The organism is Bifidobacterium tibiigranuli (assembly GCF_009371885.1).
GTDB lineage: Bacteria > Actinomycetota > Actinomycetes > Actinomycetales > Bifidobacteriaceae > Bifidobacterium > Bifidobacterium tibiigranuli.
Genome location: NZ_QLZA01000003.1, coordinates 25,591 through 42,587, shown reverse-complemented (window position 1 = coordinate 42,587; position 16,997 = coordinate 25,591). Strand labels below are relative to the sequence as shown.

Genomic DNA, 16,997 nt, shown 5'->3' with positions numbered 1-16,997 from the left:
ATGGTAGCCAAGATCAAGTCCGGCGATCAGGTCAAGGTCATCCGCGGCAAGGACCGCGGCAAGGAAGGCACCGTCACCAGCGTGCTGTCCAACGACCGTCTGATCGTCGAAGGCGTGCAAATCGTCAAGAAGCACGTGCGCGCCACGCAGCAGGGCCAGCAGGCCGGCATCGTCTCCGTCGAGGCACCGATCCATCGCTCCAATGTGATGCTGATCGACCCCGAGACCAAGGAGCCCACTCGCGTGGGCGTCGCGGTCAATGAAGAGGCGCGTGAAGGCAAGGTCAAGGTCGTGCGCACCCGCGTCGCCAAGAAGTCTGGAAAGGAGCTGGCATGAGCGCCACAGCAGTTGAAGCCTCAGCGACTCCGCGTCTGAAGCAGAAGTACAACGACGAGATCATCGCCGAGATGGAGAAGGAGTTCAACCACTCCAACCCCATGCAGATCGCTCGTCTGAAGAAGATCGTCGTCTCCATGGGCGTCGGCGCCGCGGCTCGCGACTCCAAGCTCATCGAAGGCGCCGTCAAGGATCTCACGCTGATCACCGGCCAGAAGCCCAAGGTCACCAAGGCCAAGAAGTCCGTCGCGCAGTTCCATCTGCGTGAGGGCCAGGCCATCGGCGCCTATGTGACGCTTCGCGGCGACCGCATGTGGGAGTTCCTCGATCGTCTGCTGACCCTCGCCCTGCCCCGCATCCGCGATTTCCGCGGCATCAACGGCAAGCAGTTCGATGGCCAGGGAAACTACAACTTCGGCCTCACCGAGCAGTCCATGTTCCATGAGATCGATCCCGATTCCATCGACCACCAGCGTGGCATGGACATCACCGTGGTGACCAGCACCAAGGACGACAAGGAAGCAAGCGCGCTGCTGAAGCACCTGGGCTTCCCCTTCAAGGAGAACTGATATGGCAAAAACCGCTCTTAAGAACAAGGCGGCCGCGAGCCCCAAGTTCAAGGTGCGCGGCTACACCCGCTGCCAGGTTTGCGGGCGTCCCCATTCCGTGTACCGCAAATTCGGCCTGTGCCGCATCTGCCTTCGCGAGAAGGCACACCGTGGCGAGCTGCCCGGAGTTACGAAGTCCAGTTGGTAAACATCGACGCTGAAGGTCCGTCCGGAGCGACGCTGCGCTTTATGCGCAGCGGAGAACCGGCGGAAACCACGGCGAGAAAGGGCGTACGCCCACAATGACAATGACAGATCCCATCGCAGACATGCTTACGCGTCTGCGTAATGCGAGTGCGGCAAAACACGAAACCGTGGACATGCCGTACTCCAAGTTCAAGGCGAATATCGCCGAAATCCTCAGGCGCGAAGGCTACATCAAGGATTTCTCGGCGAAGGAAGCCAAGGTCGGCCAGACCTTGGAGATCGCCCTTAAGTACGGCCCGACCGGGGAGCGCTCCCTGCAAGGCATCAAGCGCATCTCGAAGCCGGGACTGCGCCGTTACGCGAAGTCGGACTCCCTGCCCATGCCTTTGGGCGGACTCGGCATCGCCATCATCTCGACCAGCTCGGGATTGCTGACTCAGAAGGAATGCCTCGACCGGGGCATCGGCGGCGAAATCGTCGCCTACGTGTGGTGAGAAAGGAGAGCTGAACATGGCATCGCATATTGGCAAGCTCCCCGTCGCCATCCCGGCAGGCGTGGAGGTCTCCATCGAGGGACAGAACTTCTCCGTCAAGGGCTCCAAGGGCTCTGACTCCTACACGATTCCCGAAGGCATCACCGCTGCTCTCGAAGGCTCCGAAGTCATCCTGACTGCGGCCGACGACGAGCGCCAGACCCGTGCATACCACGGTCTGAGCCGTTCGATCATCGCTTCGATGGTCAAGGGCGTGCACGACGGGTACACCAAGACGCTTGACATCATCGGCACGGGCTACCGCGCGCAGATGAAGGGCAAGGGCATCGAGTTCTCGCTCGGCTACTCGCACACCATTACCGTGCAGCCGCCGGAAGGCATCGAATTCGAACTGCCGAACGCCAACCAGGTCATCGTGAAGGGCACCGACAAGCAGGTCGTCGGCCAGGCTGCGGCGAACATCCGCAAGCTGCGCGCGCCGGAACCCTACAAGGGCAAGGGCATCAAGTACAGCGACGAGCACATCCTTCGCAAGGCTGGAAAGGCTGGTAAGTGATATGAGCGTGAAGATTTACGGCAAGGGCAAGTACGTCGCACGACTTCGTCGCCACGCCCGCCTGCGTAAGCACATCTCCGGCACCGCCGAGCGTCCGCGTCTCGTGGTCACCCGTTCGAACCGCCACATGGTCGCTCAGATCGTGGACGACACCAAGGGCATGACCCTGGCGAGCGTCTCCACGCTGCAGTCTGACTTCAGCGATTTCGAGGGCACCAAGTCCGAAGCCGCCAAGAAGGTCGGCGAGCTGATCGCCGCGAAGGCGAAGGCCGCTGGCATCACCGAGGTCGTCTTCGACCGCGGCGGCAACAAGTACCATGGTCGCGTCGCAGCCGTTGCAGACGGCGCCCGCGAGGGAGGTCTGGCACTGTGAGTGACAACACTGTACGCGTCAACGATAAGGAAACTCAAGTGGCGCAAGATACGCAGAACACCCAAGGCTCCGCCCAAGGCAGCAGCGACCAGCACGGGGATTCCCGTGACGGCCGTCGTGGCCAGCGCGGCGAAGGCCAGCGCGGTGACGGTCGCCGTGGCGAAGGCCGCGGGGATGGTCGTCGTGGAGGCCGTGGCGGCCGTCGCGAGGAGAATCGCGGCGACGAGCTGCTCGACCGCGTGGTGACCATCAACCGTGTGTCCAAAACCCATAAGGGTGGACGTACCTTCAGCTTCGCCGCCCTCGTGGTGGTAGGCGACGGCAACGGCACGGTCGGCGTTGGCTACGGCAAGTCCCGCGAGGTCCCTGCGGCCATCGCCAAGGGCCAGCTTGACGCCAAGAAGCATATGTTCAACGTTCCGCGCGTTCGCGGCACGGTCACCCATCCGGTGATCGGCCATGACGCTGCGGGCACGGTCCTGCTGCGTCCTGCGGCCCCCGGCACCGGCGTTATCGCCGGCGGCCCGGTGCGCGCCGTCATGGAGTGCGCTGGCATCTCCGACATCCTCACCAAGTCGATGGGTTCCACCACGGCGGTGAACGTCGTGCGTGCCACCGTGGACGCCTTGAAGAACCTTGAGGAGCCCGAGGAGATCGCCGCACGTCGTGGCGTCGCCCTCGAGGAAGTGGCTCCCGATGCCATGCTGCGCGCTCGTGCGGCCGGCATCGCCGAGGCTCGCAAGGCCCGTGAAGAGGCTCAGGCCAAGAAGGCCGCCTCCGAAGCAAAGGATGGTGAGTGATGGCTCAGCTTAAGATCACTCTCGTGCACGGCCTGGTTAACAGGAAGCCCGCACAGCGCGAGACGGTCAGGACCCTCGGTCTTCACAAGATCGGCCAGAGCGTCGTCCGTGAGGATTCGCCCGCCAATCGTGGTCTGGTGCACGCCGTGCGTCACCTGGTCACCGTCGAGGAGGTCGACTGATTATGGCAAACGAAGAAAATGGCATCCTGCAGATGCATGATCTGCACCCTGCTCCCGGCGCCAAGAAGGACCGCATTCGTGTGGGCCGAGGCGAAGGCTCCAAGGGCAAGACCTCGGGCCGTGGAGACAAGGGCACGAAGAAGCGCTATCAGGTTCGGATGGGCTTTGAAGGCGGCCAGTTGCCGCTGTACATGCGCCTGCCGAAGCTGCGTGGCTTTAAGAGCCCCTTCAAGAAGGAGTTCCAGGTCGTCAACATCGCGACGCTTGCCGAGCTCTTCCCCAAGGGCGGCGAAGTGAGCGTCGAAGACCTGATCGCCAAGGGCGCTGTGCGCTCCGGCTACCCGGTCAAGGTGCTCGGCGACGGTGAGACCGAAGCCTCCTTCACGCTCAAGGGCGTCAAGGCATCGGCCTCGGCCAAAGCCAAGATCGAAGCCGCAGGCGGTTCCATCTCCGAGGACTGAGTGCCTCTGGGGATATGCTTGATATGAAGCAAAGGATATGGCCCTCCCCGCATTGCGCGGGGAGGGCCATATCCGTTTTTGCCACGCCTTGGCTAGGCATGCGTCTTTCGTAGATGCTCTACGCTAGACTCGCCGATTAGAGTCTGTTTGCATGGGTGCGTAAGCTGCGCACGATACAGGGAAGGAAACCCCAGGTGAGGACGTTAATCCAGGCCTTCAAAACCAAGGAGCTCAGGAACAAGATCCTGTTCGTCTTTGGCATGATCATCATCTACCGCATCGGTTCGTTCATCCCCACGCCGGGAGTGGATTACAAAGTGGTGCGCCAGTGCGTCTCCACGCTGTCCTCGAACCAGGAGAACTTCATCGGCCTGGTGAATCTGTTCTCCGGCGGCGCGATGCTGCAGCTGTCGATCTTCGCCCTTGGCGTGATGCCCTACATCACTGCATCTATCGTGATTCAGCTGCTGCGCGTCGTCATCCCGCGCTTCGAGGCGCTGCACAAGGAAGGCCAGTCCGGCGAGGCGAAGCTCACCCAGTACACGCGTTACTTGACCATCGGCCTTGCCATCCTGCAGTCCACCACGATTCTGGTCACCGCACGCTCCGGCGCGCTGTTCAACTACCAGTGCTCGCAGGTCATCCCCGACGGCTCGGTGTGGAACCTGACCGTCATGGTGCTGGTCATGACCGGCGGCACCGGCCTGATCATGTGGATGGCCGAGCTCATCACGGAGAAGGGCATCGGGCAGGGCATGTCCGTGCTTATCTTCATGTCCATCTGCTCCGGCTTCCTGCCGCAGCTGTGGGAGATCGGCTGGGGCACCAACGGCAAGAACGGCGACTGGGCCAAGTTCGGCATCGTCACCGCAGTGCTGCTGGTCATCCTCATCTTCGTGGACTTCGTGGAGCTGTGCCAGCGCCGCATCCCGGTGCAGTACACCCGGCGCATGATCGGGCGCAAGATGTACGGCGGCTCCTCGACCTACCTGCCGCTGAAGATCAACATGAGCGGCGTCATCCCGCCGATCTTTGCCTCCTCGATTCTCGCCATCCCGACGCTGATCGCGCAGTTCGGCAAGGACCAGTCCTGGGTCAAGTGGATCAATGCCAATCTGGCCAACACCACTTCCGTGTGGTACATCGGCCTGTACTCGCTTATGATCGTCTTCTTCTGCTTCTTCTACACCGCGATCACCTTCAACCCGGACGAGACCGCCGACAATATGAAGCAGTACGGCGGATTCATCCCCGGCATCCGCGCCGGCAGCGCGACCAGCCGCTACCTGAGCTACGTGATGAACCGGCTCAATACGGTCGGCGCCGTCTACCTGCTCTTCGTGGCGCTGATTCCGACGGTGCTGATCATGGCGCTTAAGCTTAATGCCAAGCTGCCCTTCGGCGGCACGACGATTCTGATTATCGCCGGCGTGGGCCTCGATACGCTGCGCCAGGCGAAGGCGCAGACCGAGCAGTTCCAATACACCGGATTCCTCTTCGAAGGCACCGACCACAAAGAGGGCTGACCTGCACGATGCGCCGGTTCGCTGCGGCTTTGGCTGTGGCGAACCGGCGTTCGTAACGGCCCCCGTCCGTAACGACAGACATTACAAGCGTTACAAGCATTACAAGCATGACAAGAACCACATCAAGCAAAGGATATGATATGCGACTGCTGATCATGGGCCCGCAAGGCGTGGGCAAAGGCACTCAGGCCGCGCTGCTGAGCGAGCATTACGGCATCCCGGCGATCTCCACCGGCGATATCTTCCGCTACAACATCAAGAACCAGACCGCGCTCGGCAAGGAAGCCCAGTCCTACACGGACAAGGGCGAGCTGGTGCCCGACGAGGTGACCAACCGCATCGTCAAGGACCGCCTGGCGCAGGATGACGTCAAGAACGGCTGGATCCTCGACGGCTACCCGCGCAACGCCGCCCAGGTGCAGGCGCTTGACGAGATGCTGGAAGCGCTCGGCACTCCGCTCGACTATGCGGTCGCGCTCGAAGCCGACCACGATGTGCTTATGGAGCGCATGAGCAAGCGCGCCGAGCAGGAGGGCCGCGCCGACGACACCCCCGAGGCGATCGCGGAGCGACTGGCGATCTACGAGCGCGAAACCGCGCCGCTGATCGATATCTACAGGAGCCGCAAGCAGCTGGTCACGGTCAACGGCGTCGGCGACATCAAGGAAATCAACGCCAAGATCGTTGAGCTGCTTGGCTGATTGACAGCGGCTTTATAGCATAGCAAACCACAAAACGGGAGACACGACACGCCCGGCGTGCCATGTCTCCCGTTTTGCTGTATGCTTTGAGCTTGGTGTGTTTTCGCAACACCCATAAGTAAGCAGGCCAAGGAACGGATTGAGGCTCATGGCAAAAGACGGTGTGATTGAAGTCGAAGGACAGGTAGTGGAGGCACTGCCGAACGCGATGTTTCGCGTCGAACTCGAGAACAAGCATATCGTGCTCGCCACCATCTCAGGCAAGATGCGGAAGAACTACATTCGCATTCTGCCGCAGGATCGTGTGGTTTTGGAAATGAGCCCGTATGATCTCAACCGCGGTCGTATTACGTACCGTTACAAGTAACTGTACACAGTAACTGTACACAGCAAAAGGAAAACCATGAAGGTCAGCCCTAGCGTGAAGAAGATCTGCGAGAATTGCCGCGTGATCCGTCGTCACGGTCGCGTCATGGTGATCTGCTCCAACCCGCGCCATAAGCAGCGTCAAGGCTGAGCAATCCCAGCGACAACTAAAATAATACGCTAAGTCGCAGCACTCTCGAAGTGCTGAACCCCGAGCTCGCAGGCTCGGGCCGGATATCCGGATGACTTGGTGCAAGACCTGCGGAAAACAGAAGGAATCGCAATGGCACGTCTTGCCGGAGTCGACATCCCCAATGAGAAGCGCATCGAGATCGCCCTCACCTATATCTTTGGTGTAGGCCGCACTCGTGCGAAGGAAACCCTCGCCGCGACGGAGATCAGTCCCGATACGCGCGTGAAGGATTTGACGGATGAGCAGCTGATTACGCTGCGCGACTATCTTGAGTCCAACTACAAGATCGAAGGTGATCTGCGTCGCGAGGTCGATGCGGATATCCGTCGCAAGATTCAAATCAATTGCTACCAAGGCCAGCGTCATCGTAGGGGACTCCCTGTGCGCGGTCAGCGCACCAAGACCAACGCCCGTACCCGCAAGGGCCCGAAGCGCACGGTTGCAGGGAAGAAGAAGGCCACCAAGTAGTCGGTGGCATGATCTGGGCCACGAGAGGCTTCATGCATCTCATCGTCCGGACAACCAAATAGTTCGTTACAAGGAAACGAGGGTCAGTTGGCAGCTCAAAAGCAAGCCACGCGCAAGCCGCGTCGCCGGGATCGCAAGTCGGTGCCGGTCGGGCAGGCGCATATCAAGTCCACATTCAACAACACCATCATCTCGATCACCGATCCGTCCGGGGCCGTCGTGTCCTGGGCGTCCGGTGGCGATGTCGGCTTCAAGGGCTCGCGTAAGTCCACGCCGTACGCCGCAGGCATGGCCGCGGAATCCGCAGCCCGCAAGGCGATGGAGCACGGCGTCAAGAAGGTCGACGTCTTCGTCAAGGGTCCCGGCTCCGGCCGCGAGACCGCGATTCGCTCCCTGCAGTCCGCAGGTCTTGAAGTCGGTTCGATCACCGACGTCACCCCGCAGGCACATAACGGTGTCCGCCCCCCCAAGCGCCGTCGCGTCTGAGCACTCAAGAATCCATCCATCCAACCCGCCTATGGCCGGTGAGTGCACCACCGATCAGAAGCTGAAAGGATAACCATAGTGCTTATCGCACAGCGTCCGACATTAACTGAGGAATCACTCAATCCGCAGCGTTCCCGCTTTGTCATCGAGCCGCTTGAGCCTGGCTTCGGTTATACGCTCGGCAATTCGCTGCGTCGCACGCTCCTGAGCTCCATCCCCGGAGCCGCTGTGACTTCGGTGCGCATCTCTGGTGCCCTGCATGAGTTCACCACTCTGCCCGGCGTCGAGGAGGATGTGACCGAGATCCTGCTGAATATCAAGGGCATCGTGCTCACGAGCGAATACGACGAGCCGGTTGTCATGTATCTGCGCAAGAGCGGCAAGGGCGAAGCGCTCGCAGGGGACATCACCCCTCCGGCCGGCGTCACCATCGCCAACCCTGATATGCATATCGCGTCGCTCGCGGACGATGGGGAGCTCGAGATCGAGTTCACCGTCGAGCGTGGCCGCGGCTATGTGCAGTCCCAGATGAACAAGTCGGATGGCGACGAAATCGGCCGTATTCCGGTTGATTCCATCTACTCCCCGGTGCTCAAGGTGAGCTACAAGGTCGAGGCGACGCGCGTGGAACAACGCACGGACTTCGACAAGCTCATCATTGACGTGGAGACCAAGCCGGCGATTTCGCCGCGCGATGCGGTCGCCTCTGCAGGATCCACCCTGGTGGAGCTCTTCGGCCTGTGCCGCGAGCTCAACACGCAGGCGGAGGGCGTCGAAATCGGCCCCGCGCCGGTCGCCGAGGAGACGAATCCGGAGATGGCCGTGCCGATCGAGGATCTCAACCTTACGCAGCGCAGCTACAACTGCCTCAAGCGCGAGGGGATCCACACCATCGGCGAGCTGGTCGCCCACACGGAGCAGGATCTGCTGGACATCCGCAATTTCGGTATGAAGTCGATTGATGAGGTCAAGGAGAAGCTGCAGACGCTCGGTCTGTCGCTCAAGGCCTCGCCGCTTGGTTTCGATACCAACAACCTTGAAGGGGGCACGTTCTTCTCGCCGGAAGACGAGTGACGCGCAGCCATTCATCAAACCGCCGTCGGATCCGGACGCTCGGGCAGCTGCCCACCTGGATCCCATGGCAATAAGGAGTAATAATGCCTACACCCAAGAAGGGCCCGCGTCTGGCTTCGAGCCCGGCGCACGAGCGCTTGATGCTCGCGAACATGGCGACCAGCCTGTTCACCAACAGCCACATCAAGACCACGCTGCCCAAGGCCAAGCGTCTTCGCCCGCTGGTCGAGCGTCTGATCACCTTCGCCAAGCGCGGTGACTTGCACTCGCGTCGTCGCGTGATGCGCGTGATTCGCAACAAGTCCATCGTCCACAAGCTTTTCACCGAGATCGCCGAAGAGATGGAGCAGCGTGAGGGCGGCTACACCCGCATCATCCGCATTGCCCCGCGCAAGGGCGATGCCGCGCCGCAGGCCATCATCGAGCTCGTCACCGAGCCGGTGAGCCCCAAGCAGGCCATCGTGAAGGAAGCTGAAGCTGCGGCCAAGACCGCTGCCGACGCCGATGCCCAGGTCGTTGACGCTGCTGCTGATGCCGCTCGCGCCGAGGGTGCTGCGGCCGATGCCACCGAGCAGGCTGTCGAAGCCAATGAGGCTGGCACGGACACCACCGCTGCCGACGAGGCCGCCGTTGAGCTCAACAAGGTCGCCGAAGAGGCGGACGCTGCTGAGCAGGCTGCCGAGGAATCCGCGGATGTGGCCGACGAGGCCGCTGCTGCTGAGAAGTGAGCATAAGGGCCTGACGGTCCGTTGCTGACATACTTGCACAACCAAAACCGGTTGCCGGAGTTATTTATGACTCTGGCAACCGGTTTCCTTTATGAAACGGTAGAGTACGAAGCATGCGTGTTATTGCTGGACGATTCAAGGGCGTGACCCTGCCTGCCGCCAAAACCGGGACACGGCCGACGACCGACCGGACGAAGGAGGCGCTGTTTTCCCGGCTGGATGCGCTTGGCCTGATTGAGGATGCGCGGGTCCTTGACCTGTTCGCCGGCACCGGGGCGCTCGGCATCGAGGCTTTGTCTCGCGGCGCGCAGGAGCTGGTGGCCGTGGAATCCGCAGGCCCTGCAGCGGCTTTGCTCACAACAACCCTAGGCACTCTGCGCCATCAGCGCGGATGGCAGCCGGATATGTCGGCCCGGGCAGTGCGTCGTCGCGCTGAGCGGTTCGTGGCGGACTATGCCGGAGCGCCGTTTGCATTGATTCTCATCGACCCGCCATATGCCTTCGCAACCGCCGAATGCGAGGAGTTGCTTGCAGCGCTGGCCTTAGGCGAGGCGACCGATGCTCGCAGCACCATTATTCTGGAACGTTCCACACGCTCGCAGGACCCCAAGCCGCCAGAGGGCTGGGCCATCACTGATCAGCGCCATTACGGCGAAACCGCGGTGTTCGTCATCGAGGCTCTTCATTGAGCCGTCAGTGATATACAGATGCGGTAAGCAGCGCGTCTGGGCAATGCGTTCTGCTAATCAATCCGCCGTGGATGTGCGCCGGATACTTCCCAGCCGAGTGCCATCAGGGTTTTGCGGTCGGGCTTGTCGAGCTGCTTGCAGTCAAGCGCCTCGATGAGATCCGGTCGGATCGCGTTGGTGCGTTGCAGTGCTTCGTCGCGGCGGAAGCGATTGACCTTGCCGTGGTCGCCGCTGAGCAGGATGTCTGGCACTTCCAAGGAACGCCAGAGAGCAGGTTTGGTGTACTGGCGATGTTCGAGCAAGGCGTTGCCGCCGGTGTAGGACTCCTCCACGATGGACTCGGGATTGCCCATGAAGCCCGGCAGCAGCCGCGTAATTGCCTCAAGCATCACCGATACGGCCACCTCGCCGCCATTGAGCACGTAGTCGCCAATCGAGTATTCGCGCACGTTGACGCCCTGCGCGCGGTAATGCTCGGGGATGCGGGCATCGTAGCCCTCGTAGCGGCCGCATCCGAAAATCAGCCGATCGGCGTGCGAAAGCTCGGTGGCATCACGCTGGGTGAACAGCGGTGCCGAAGGGTTGGGGAAGATAAGCACAGTGCCGTCATGCTTGGCGGCTGATTCGACAGTGTCGGCTGATTCGATCGCGTCGCCTGCCTCACTATTCTGATTGTCGTCGCTGTCGTCGCCACGCAGCCCCAGCAGCCCATCGAGGCATTCTCCCCACACCTCGGGCTTCATCACCATGCCAGCTCCGCCGCCGACCGGCGTATCGTCCACCGAATGATGCACGTCATGGGTCCAGTCGCGCAGATTATGCGCAGCCACATGCACCAGGCCATTGTCCTGGGCCTTGCCGAGCAGGGAGAGCTGCAGCACGTCGAAATATTCGGGGAACACGCTGACGATATCAATATCCATAAAGTACAACAGTACCGGCAGCCCGAATAGTCAGCGGCCGATTCGTGCCATGAGTGAGCAGTTGGGCGCGCCGCCCACAATTCCACCATGCAATCACTCGTTGTGCATATATGGCCATTCCCATATACTGTGAAGGTTCGTTACGCATATGGCGACAAGGAGAGAAAGACAATGGCAGGTCTTCGTGGTCCGGACAGTTCCGAGGATAAGCGGCGGTTTGACGATCGCGCGGTGCTTCCGGAGACCGTGGATGTGAATATCCGGCAGCTTGACCCGATTCCCGCGCCGCGTGCGTTCCTGAAGGAGCTGCCGCTGCGCGACGAGATGAGGGATCTGGTGCTCTCCTCGCGTCAGGCGATTCGCGATGTGCTGGATGGGCGCGATGACCGGCTGCTGGTGATCGTTGGGCCGTGCTCTATTCACGATCCCAAGGCGGCGCATGAGTATGCCGCGCGTCTTGCGGCAGTGAACAAGGAGCTGGATGACCGGCTGCTTATCGTGATGCGGGTCTATTTCGAGAAGCCGCGCACGACCATCGGCTGGAAGGGCCTGATCAACGATCCGGATCTTGACGGGCAGTTCAACATCCGCAAGGGCATGTGGCTGGCGCGCAAGGTGCTCACCGACGTGCTGGCTCTCGGACTTCCTACGGCGACCGAGTGGCTGGACCCGATCACGCCGCAGTACCTGTGCGATCTGATCAGCTGGGGTGCCATCGGCGCGCGTAATACGGAAAGCCAGGTCCATCGCGAGCTGGCGAGCGGCCTATCGATGCCGGTCGGCTTCAAGAACTCCACCGACGGCTCGATCAAAGCGGCGGCTGATTCCTGCTACGCCGCGTCCTGCGAGCATCATTTCCTCTCCATCAATCTGGACGGGCGCGTGATCGCGGCGGAGACCAAGGGCAACCCCGACTGTCATCTGGTGCTGCGCGGCTCAAGCCAGGGGCCGAATTATGACCGGCAATCCGTGGCCGATGCCATGGCCGCGCTCAAGGCTTCGAAGGCCGGGGGGCCGAGCGAGCACGGGCTTGTTATCGACGCCGCGCACGGCAACTGCGGCAAGGATGAAACGCGCGAGGCGCAGGTCGTGGAGGAGATTGCGGCGCGCGTCGCCACTGGCGAGCCGGGCATATCGGGCATCATGATGGAGAGCTTCCTCGAAGGCGGGCATCAGAAGCCGGCCCCGCTGAGCCAATTGGTCTACGGGCAATCCGTGACCGACGCCTGCGTGCCCTGGGACCGGACCGAGGAGCTGCTGCACACCTTGGCCGCTGCGGTGGCCTCGCGCAGGGCGGCCTGATTCGCACTACGCGGAGTGGCCCGGGAATAGTGCGCATCAAACGAACACTCCATGTTCACTTCGTTATGGCGGTATTCGTTGAGGTTGCGTCATTATGCGATAGGAATCTACCACGGTGCCTGTTCGTTTCGCTCGCACTACGCGTAGCGACTCGCGAGTAGTGCGAGCCGCTTCTCGTTCATACATGGCCTTATCCTTGGCAGCAGTATGAATGTCAAGGAGAATGCGATGTCGTCTGTCCCAACGCCCCGGCCGTTGAACACCCCCGAGGAGCTGCATGCCATCCGCGCTGCCGTGCGCGAGGGCAAGAATCCGCTGATCGCCACCGATGTGCCTCGATGGGAGGATGAGGTCGGCGTCAGTCGAATCATCAATCGCCGCGTGCTCGAACTCGAGCCGCTGCCGATGCCGGCGCAGGTGCTCGGCGAACTCTCGATGTCGCAGCAGTCGCAGGATCTGGTGGCGACATCGCGCGACGAGATTCGCGCCTGCCTGTACGGCCAGGACGACCGGCTGCTGGTGATTGTCGGGCCATGCTCGGTGCATGACCCGTCTGCGGCGCTCGATTACGCGCATCGGTTGGCGGCGCTGTCCCGCGAAGTATCTGACGAGCTGCTTATCGTCATGCGGGTCTACTTCGAAAAGCCGCGCACCACCGTGGGATGGAAAGGGCTTATCAACGACCCCGACATCGACGGCACCAATCAGATTCGCAAAGGGCTGCTGCTGGCGCGCAAAACCCTGCTCGGCGTGCTGGACGAGGGGCTGCCCGCCGCCACGGAGTTCCTGGAACCCACTTCGCCGCAATACCTCGCGGACGCGGTGAGTTGGAGCGCCATCGGGGCGCGCAACACCGAATCGCAGATTCACCGCCAGTTGGCGAGCGGGCTGTCGATGCCGGTCGGCTTCAAGAACGCCACCGATGGCTCGGTGAGCGCGGCGGTCAATGGCTGCTTCGCGGCGGCGCAATGCCATACCTTCTTCGGCGTGGACCATATGGGTCGCGCCTGCGCCGTCGAGACGCTGGGCAATCCGGACTGCCATGTGGTGCTGCGCGGCTCGAGCCACGGCCCGAACTACGACGCCGACTCGGTGGCACAGGCCATGCGCGACGTGCGCAAGACGATGCCCGCCGACAGCGCAGCCGCGCAAGGGCTGATCATTGACGCGGCCCACGGCAACTGCGGCAAGGACGAGAAGCGCGAGGCGCAGGTGGTGCGTGAGATCGCCGAGCGCCTGGCAGCGGGGGAGCGCGGCATCGTCGGCGTGATGATGGAAAGCTTCATCGAAGGCGGCCACCAGAGCGCGGCTCCGTTGAGCGAGCTGATATATGGCAAGTCGATAACCGATAGCTGCATCGCGTGGCCCGACACGCGCGACCTGCTGCACGAGCTCGCCCGCGCGGTCGGCGCACGGCGCTGGCGCTAGATCATGCACTCATGCGCCGCGACCGTGAGCTGCCATTTGCCAAGACGTCAGCCGTGCTGTCAGCCATGGAATGCTACGAAATGCTGTGAAACCTTGCATGAGCAGAAGGAAGCAAGCCTATGAAAACGATAGCCATCATCGGAGCCCTCGAGGAGGAGGTCGCGCATATCGCGGCCTCGCTCAGCAACGTGCGCCACGACCACGGCGCAAGTCTGGACGTCGCCTACGGCACGCTTGAATCGGCCGGGCCGGCTAAGCAGTCTGAGTCGGCTAGCTCGGCGTCATCGGCGGACCCAGCGGCATTGTCTGGGCCGGCGGCAGCAGCGGCAGCATCCAGCGAGCAGATCGCCGTTGCCGCAACCGTCGGCGGCATGGGGCTGGTGAACGCGGCCGCGACCGCGCAGCGCCTGATCGACGCCTACCGCCCCGATGCGATCATCTTCTCGGGCATCGCCGGCAGCCTGAACAAAAGCCTGCATATCAACGATGTCGTACTCGGCGGCACCTTGCGCTATCTGGACAGCGACATGCGCCTGATCGCCCAGTGGAAGCCGCAGACCGAGGAGTTCCACAGCGACCCGAAGCTACTTGGCGTGGCCGAACATGCGCTGGACGCGATGGGCATCACGCATATCACGGGCATCATCGCCTCGGGCAACTACTTTGTCGACACGCCGGAGAAAATCACGCAGGTCATCACGCAGACCGGTGCCGACGCCGTCGAGATGGAGGGTGCGGCCGTGGCGCATGTCGCGGCGCGCAACGACGTGCCGGCGCTGGTCATCCGGGCGCTGAGCGACAATGCCGACACGGATTACGAGGTGTTCAAGGACTTCGACATCAGCGAATACGCCGACACCGCCGCCCGCCTCGCCATTGCCATCGTCAAGCGATTGTAAGGCTGCGCATGTTGGCCGGTATCACTGTGGCGCAGTTCCTCGTCCTTGCCGCGCTGATCGTCGTCGTGGCGACGATTGCGCTCACCTGGCTTGTCGTCTCCGTGCGGGATCGCAACAGCGAGCGCGCCGATGATGCGCCGTGGAGCCCAGGGCAACGGCTGTTCGACGACGAATCGCTGTCGCCGCATGTCGTGCATCGGATGATTGAGGCGATGCCCAACGCGCTGATCGTCTGCAGCTCCCAGGGACTGGTCAGCTACTTGAGTCCCGGTGCGGCGCAGCTGGGGCTGGTCGATCGTGACCGGCTGGCTGCGCCTGAGCTCATGGATCTGCTCGCTCAGGTGGATTCGGATGGCGTGCTGCGCGAGCGAGAGCTCACGACGGGTGCCGGCGAGCAGGCCACGCATACGCGCGTGCGTATCGGAGCCATCGATGACGATGCGTATGCGGTGTTTCTTGACGATGTCAGCGAGCAGAGGCGTTTCGAGGAGGTGCGTCGCGATTTCGTCACGAATGTCTCGCACGAGCTCAAAACGCCGTCCGGGGCCATCGCCCTGCTCGCGGAGACCATCAGCGACGCAGTCGATGACCCGGATGCGGTGCGGTATTTCGCCGGACGCATCACGAAGGAATCGGAGCGGCTCAATCAGTTGGTGCGCCATCTCATCGATTTGCAGCGCGTGCAGGATATGAGTGCCATGCAGGCCACGCAGCGGGTCGACGCGCTTGCCGCAGTGCGTGAGGCCATCGAGCTGAACGCCACGTCGGCGCAGGAGAGGCAGATCGATGTGCGGCTTACGGTCGATGGGCAGATGCATCAGATGCCTCAGATGCATCCCTCGGCGTCATCAGACAGCCGTTTCGAAGTGCTTGCCGACCGCGAATCGCTGACGACGGCGGTCAGGAATCTTGTCGAGAACGCGATTCGCTATTCGCCGCAGCATGGTTCGGTCGTCGTGGTGCTTGAACGGGCTGGGGACACTGCGCCTATTGACGCTGCGTCTACTCACGCAGTGCCTACTCACGCAGTGCGCATTCGTGTCGTTGATCAGGGCATCGGCATTCCCAAGGATGCGCAGGCGCGCGTTTTCGAGCGTTTCTACCGCGTCGACGCCGCCCGTTCTCGTGCGACAGGCGGCTCAGGTCTGGGTCTTTCGATTGCCAAGCACGGCATCGAGGAGCATGGCGGCAGCTTAAGCATGTGGTCCCACGAAGGATTCGGCTCGACCTTCACCATCGAGCTTCCGGCGGCTCCCGAAAACACTGAAGCGTAACGAGCACGATTAGCGCAATCGTCCACCGTACCTGTATAACTGCTTGTGGAACGGTTTGGAATGGTTCGCCACTCATGGAAGGCATTAGGCATGACGAGAATTCTTATCGTCGAGGACGAGGAATCCTATCGGGAACCGCTGATTTATCAGCTCACCCGGGAAGGCTATGCGGTGAGCGCTGCGGCGACCGGCGAGGAAGGGCTGTCGCTGTTCACGCGCGGCGGCGTCGATCTGGTACTGCTCGACCTTATGCTGCCCGGCATCGACGGGGTCGAGCTGTGCCGGCGCATCCGCGAGCAGAGTCGGGTGCCGATTATCATGGTCACCGCTAAAAGCGCGGAGATCGACACCGTGGTCGGGCTGGAAATCGGCGCCGACGACTATGTGACCAAGCCGTACTCCTTCCGGGAGCTGCTGGCGCGCATCCACGCGGTGCTGCGTCGCAATCAGGTCGATGAGGAGGATGCACAGGCGCATGACGACGGCGTGACGCTGCGCTGTGGCGATATCGCGATGCATGTCGGCAGGCACGAGGTCACCGTGCACGGGGAGCCGACCTTCTTCCCGCTCAAGGAATTCGAGCTGCTGCAGTACCTGCTGCAGAACAAGGGCCGGGTTATGACGCGCCACCAGCTCATCGACCGCGTGTGGGGCTCGGATTATGTCGGCGACACGAAGACGCTCGATGTGCATGTCAAGCGCATCCGCAGCAAGATCGAGGAGGATTCCGCGCATCCGCACTACCTGATCACGGTGCGAGGCTTGGGGTATAAGCTGTCAGATGAAGAGCGCTAAAACGCTGAACCATCCATCCCTCTGATCCCATCCCTCCGCGCCCTCTCACACCCAGCCCCTGCACTCAATTCCCAAATGTTCATCTCCCGTTCACCTAGTTCGGCCACGGCCCCGCATGAAGCGTTTTACGCTAGATATGTCATGAAAACACCGTGTGAGTCGGATGACGACGTGGCAACACGAAGGCG

At 61.9% G+C, this 16,997-nt stretch carries 24 protein-coding genes; 23 read left to right on the top strand and 1 reads right to left on the bottom strand.

Translation table 11 applies throughout. From position 1 onward, the window contains the following. The 18 genes from rplX to rsmD all read left to right on the top strand — a co-directional run bounded on the left by rplX (position 1) and on the right by rsmD (position 10,188). Positions 1-336 (top strand): 50S ribosomal protein L24, encoded by a 336-nt coding sequence (gene rplX, locus DDF78_RS03040; protein ID WP_152580326.1) that lies wholly within the window; start codon positions 1-3, stop codon positions 334-336. After that, the gene (rplE, locus tag DDF78_RS03035) at positions 333-905 is read left to right on the top strand and encodes a 50S ribosomal protein L5 (protein ID WP_152580325.1); all 573 of its coding nucleotides are present in this window, start codon (positions 333-335) and stop codon (positions 903-905) included. Before rplX ends, rplE begins: the two co-directional genes overlap by 4 nt. Before the next feature lies 1 nt (position 906). Further along, positions 907-1,092, top strand: a complete 186-nt coding sequence (locus DDF78_RS03030) for a type Z 30S ribosomal protein S14 (protein ID WP_024464342.1) — start codon at positions 907-909, stop codon at positions 1,090-1,092. A 94-nt stretch (positions 1,093-1,186) separates the two neighbouring features. Continuing rightward, positions 1,187-1,585: a 30S ribosomal protein S8 gene (gene rpsH, locus DDF78_RS03025; protein WP_152580324.1), complete on the top strand. Its 399-nt coding sequence runs from the start codon at positions 1,187-1,189 to the stop codon at positions 1,583-1,585. 16 nt (positions 1,586-1,601) lie between these two features. Beyond that, positions 1,602-2,141 carry a 50S ribosomal protein L6 gene (gene rplF, locus DDF78_RS03020; RefSeq protein ID WP_152580323.1) on the top strand — a complete coding sequence of 180 codons (540 nt, stop codon included), beginning with the start codon at positions 1,602-1,604 and terminating at the stop codon, positions 2,139-2,141. A gap of 1 nt (position 2,142) precedes the next feature. Then, a complete protein-coding gene (rplR, locus tag DDF78_RS03015; protein ID WP_152580322.1) occupies positions 2,143-2,514 on the top strand; it encodes a 50S ribosomal protein L18 in 372 nt (123 codons plus the stop codon). Continuing rightward, on the top strand, positions 2,511-3,314 hold the full coding sequence (rpsE, locus tag DDF78_RS03010; protein ID WP_152580321.1) for a 30S ribosomal protein S5: 804 nt from the start codon (positions 2,511-2,513) through the stop codon (positions 3,312-3,314). Before rplR ends, rpsE begins: the two co-directional genes overlap by 4 nt. Continuing rightward, positions 3,314-3,496, top strand: coding sequence for a 50S ribosomal protein L30 (gene rpmD, locus DDF78_RS03005; protein WP_152580320.1), 183 nt, complete (start codon positions 3,314-3,316; stop codon positions 3,494-3,496). Before rpsE ends, rpmD begins: the two co-directional genes overlap by 1 nt. 2 nt (positions 3,497-3,498) lie before the next feature. Next, complete coding sequence (gene rplO / locus DDF78_RS03000; protein ID WP_152580319.1) at positions 3,499-3,957, top strand: 50S ribosomal protein L15; 459 nt, start codon at positions 3,499-3,501, stop codon at positions 3,955-3,957. Between the two features lie 194 nt (positions 3,958-4,151). Further along, positions 4,152-5,483: a preprotein translocase subunit SecY gene (secY, locus tag DDF78_RS02995; RefSeq protein WP_152580318.1), complete on the top strand. Its 1,332-nt coding sequence runs from the start codon at positions 4,152-4,154 to the stop codon at positions 5,481-5,483. A gap of 140 nt (positions 5,484-5,623) precedes the next feature. Then, positions 5,624-6,184: an adenylate kinase gene (locus tag DDF78_RS02990; RefSeq protein ID WP_152580488.1), complete on the top strand. Its 561-nt coding sequence runs from the start codon at positions 5,624-5,626 to the stop codon at positions 6,182-6,184. 148 nt (positions 6,185-6,332) lie between these two features. Further along, the gene (infA, locus tag DDF78_RS02985; RefSeq protein ID WP_003808114.1) at positions 6,333-6,551 is read left to right on the top strand and encodes a translation initiation factor IF-1; all 219 of its coding nucleotides are present in this window, start codon (positions 6,333-6,335) and stop codon (positions 6,549-6,551) included. 36 nt (positions 6,552-6,587) lie between these two features. Continuing rightward, on the top strand, positions 6,588-6,701 hold the full coding sequence (rpmJ, locus tag DDF78_RS02980) for a 50S ribosomal protein L36 (RefSeq protein WP_024464351.1): 114 nt from the start codon (positions 6,588-6,590) through the stop codon (positions 6,699-6,701). Positions 6,702-6,833: 132 nt separating this feature from the next. After that, on the top strand, positions 6,834-7,211 hold the full coding sequence (gene rpsM / locus DDF78_RS02975; protein WP_152580317.1) for a 30S ribosomal protein S13: 378 nt from the start codon (positions 6,834-6,836) through the stop codon (positions 7,209-7,211). A gap of 87 nt (positions 7,212-7,298) precedes the next feature. Continuing rightward, positions 7,299-7,697: a 30S ribosomal protein S11 gene (gene rpsK / locus DDF78_RS02970; protein WP_024464353.1), complete on the top strand. Its 399-nt coding sequence runs from the start codon at positions 7,299-7,301 to the stop codon at positions 7,695-7,697. Positions 7,698-7,775: 78 nt separating this feature from the next. Further along, positions 7,776-8,771, top strand: a complete 996-nt coding sequence (locus tag DDF78_RS02965) for a DNA-directed RNA polymerase subunit alpha (protein WP_152580316.1) — start codon at positions 7,776-7,778, stop codon at positions 8,769-8,771. 83 nt (positions 8,772-8,854) lie between these two features. After that, on the top strand, positions 8,855-9,499 hold the full coding sequence (gene rplQ / locus DDF78_RS02960) for a 50S ribosomal protein L17 (RefSeq protein WP_152580315.1): 645 nt from the start codon (positions 8,855-8,857) through the stop codon (positions 9,497-9,499). A 113-nt stretch (positions 9,500-9,612) separates the two neighbouring features. Continuing rightward, positions 9,613-10,188, top strand: coding sequence for a 16S rRNA (guanine(966)-N(2))-methyltransferase RsmD (gene rsmD, locus DDF78_RS02955; RefSeq protein WP_152580314.1), 576 nt, complete (start codon positions 9,613-9,615; stop codon positions 10,186-10,188). Positions 10,189-10,241: 53 nt separating this feature from the next. On the opposite strand, the gene trmD is transcribed toward rsmD, so the two are convergent. Beyond that, positions 10,242-11,111, bottom strand: a complete 870-nt coding sequence (gene trmD, locus DDF78_RS02950; protein ID WP_152580313.1) for a tRNA (guanosine(37)-N1)-methyltransferase TrmD — start codon at positions 11,109-11,111, stop codon at positions 10,242-10,244. Between the two features lie 171 nt (positions 11,112-11,282). Between trmD and DDF78_RS02945 the strand changes: the two genes are divergently transcribed. The 5 genes from DDF78_RS02945 (at position 11,283) to DDF78_RS02925 (ending at position 16,809) form a co-directional block, all read left to right on the top strand. Beyond that, entirely contained in the window at positions 11,283-12,413 is a 1,131-nt protein-coding gene (locus DDF78_RS02945; protein ID WP_152587862.1) for a 3-deoxy-7-phosphoheptulonate synthase, read from the top strand. A 228-nt stretch (positions 12,414-12,641) separates the two neighbouring features. Further along, positions 12,642-13,841, top strand: a complete 1,200-nt coding sequence (locus tag DDF78_RS02940; RefSeq protein WP_202613184.1) for a 3-deoxy-7-phosphoheptulonate synthase — start codon at positions 12,642-12,644, stop codon at positions 13,839-13,841. Between the two features lie 119 nt (positions 13,842-13,960). Next, positions 13,961-14,740: a 5'-methylthioadenosine/S-adenosylhomocysteine nucleosidase gene (gene mtnN / locus DDF78_RS02935; RefSeq protein ID WP_152580310.1), complete on the top strand. Its 780-nt coding sequence runs from the start codon at positions 13,961-13,963 to the stop codon at positions 14,738-14,740. A gap of 8 nt (positions 14,741-14,748) precedes the next feature. Further along, the gene (locus DDF78_RS02930) at positions 14,749-16,014 is read left to right on the top strand and encodes a sensor histidine kinase (RefSeq protein ID WP_152580309.1); all 1,266 of its coding nucleotides are present in this window, start codon (positions 14,749-14,751) and stop codon (positions 16,012-16,014) included. Between the two features lie 90 nt (positions 16,015-16,104). Further along, a complete protein-coding gene (locus DDF78_RS02925) occupies positions 16,105-16,809 on the top strand; it encodes a response regulator transcription factor (protein WP_152580308.1) in 705 nt (234 codons plus the stop codon). Positions 16,810-16,997: the final 188 nt, after the last annotated feature.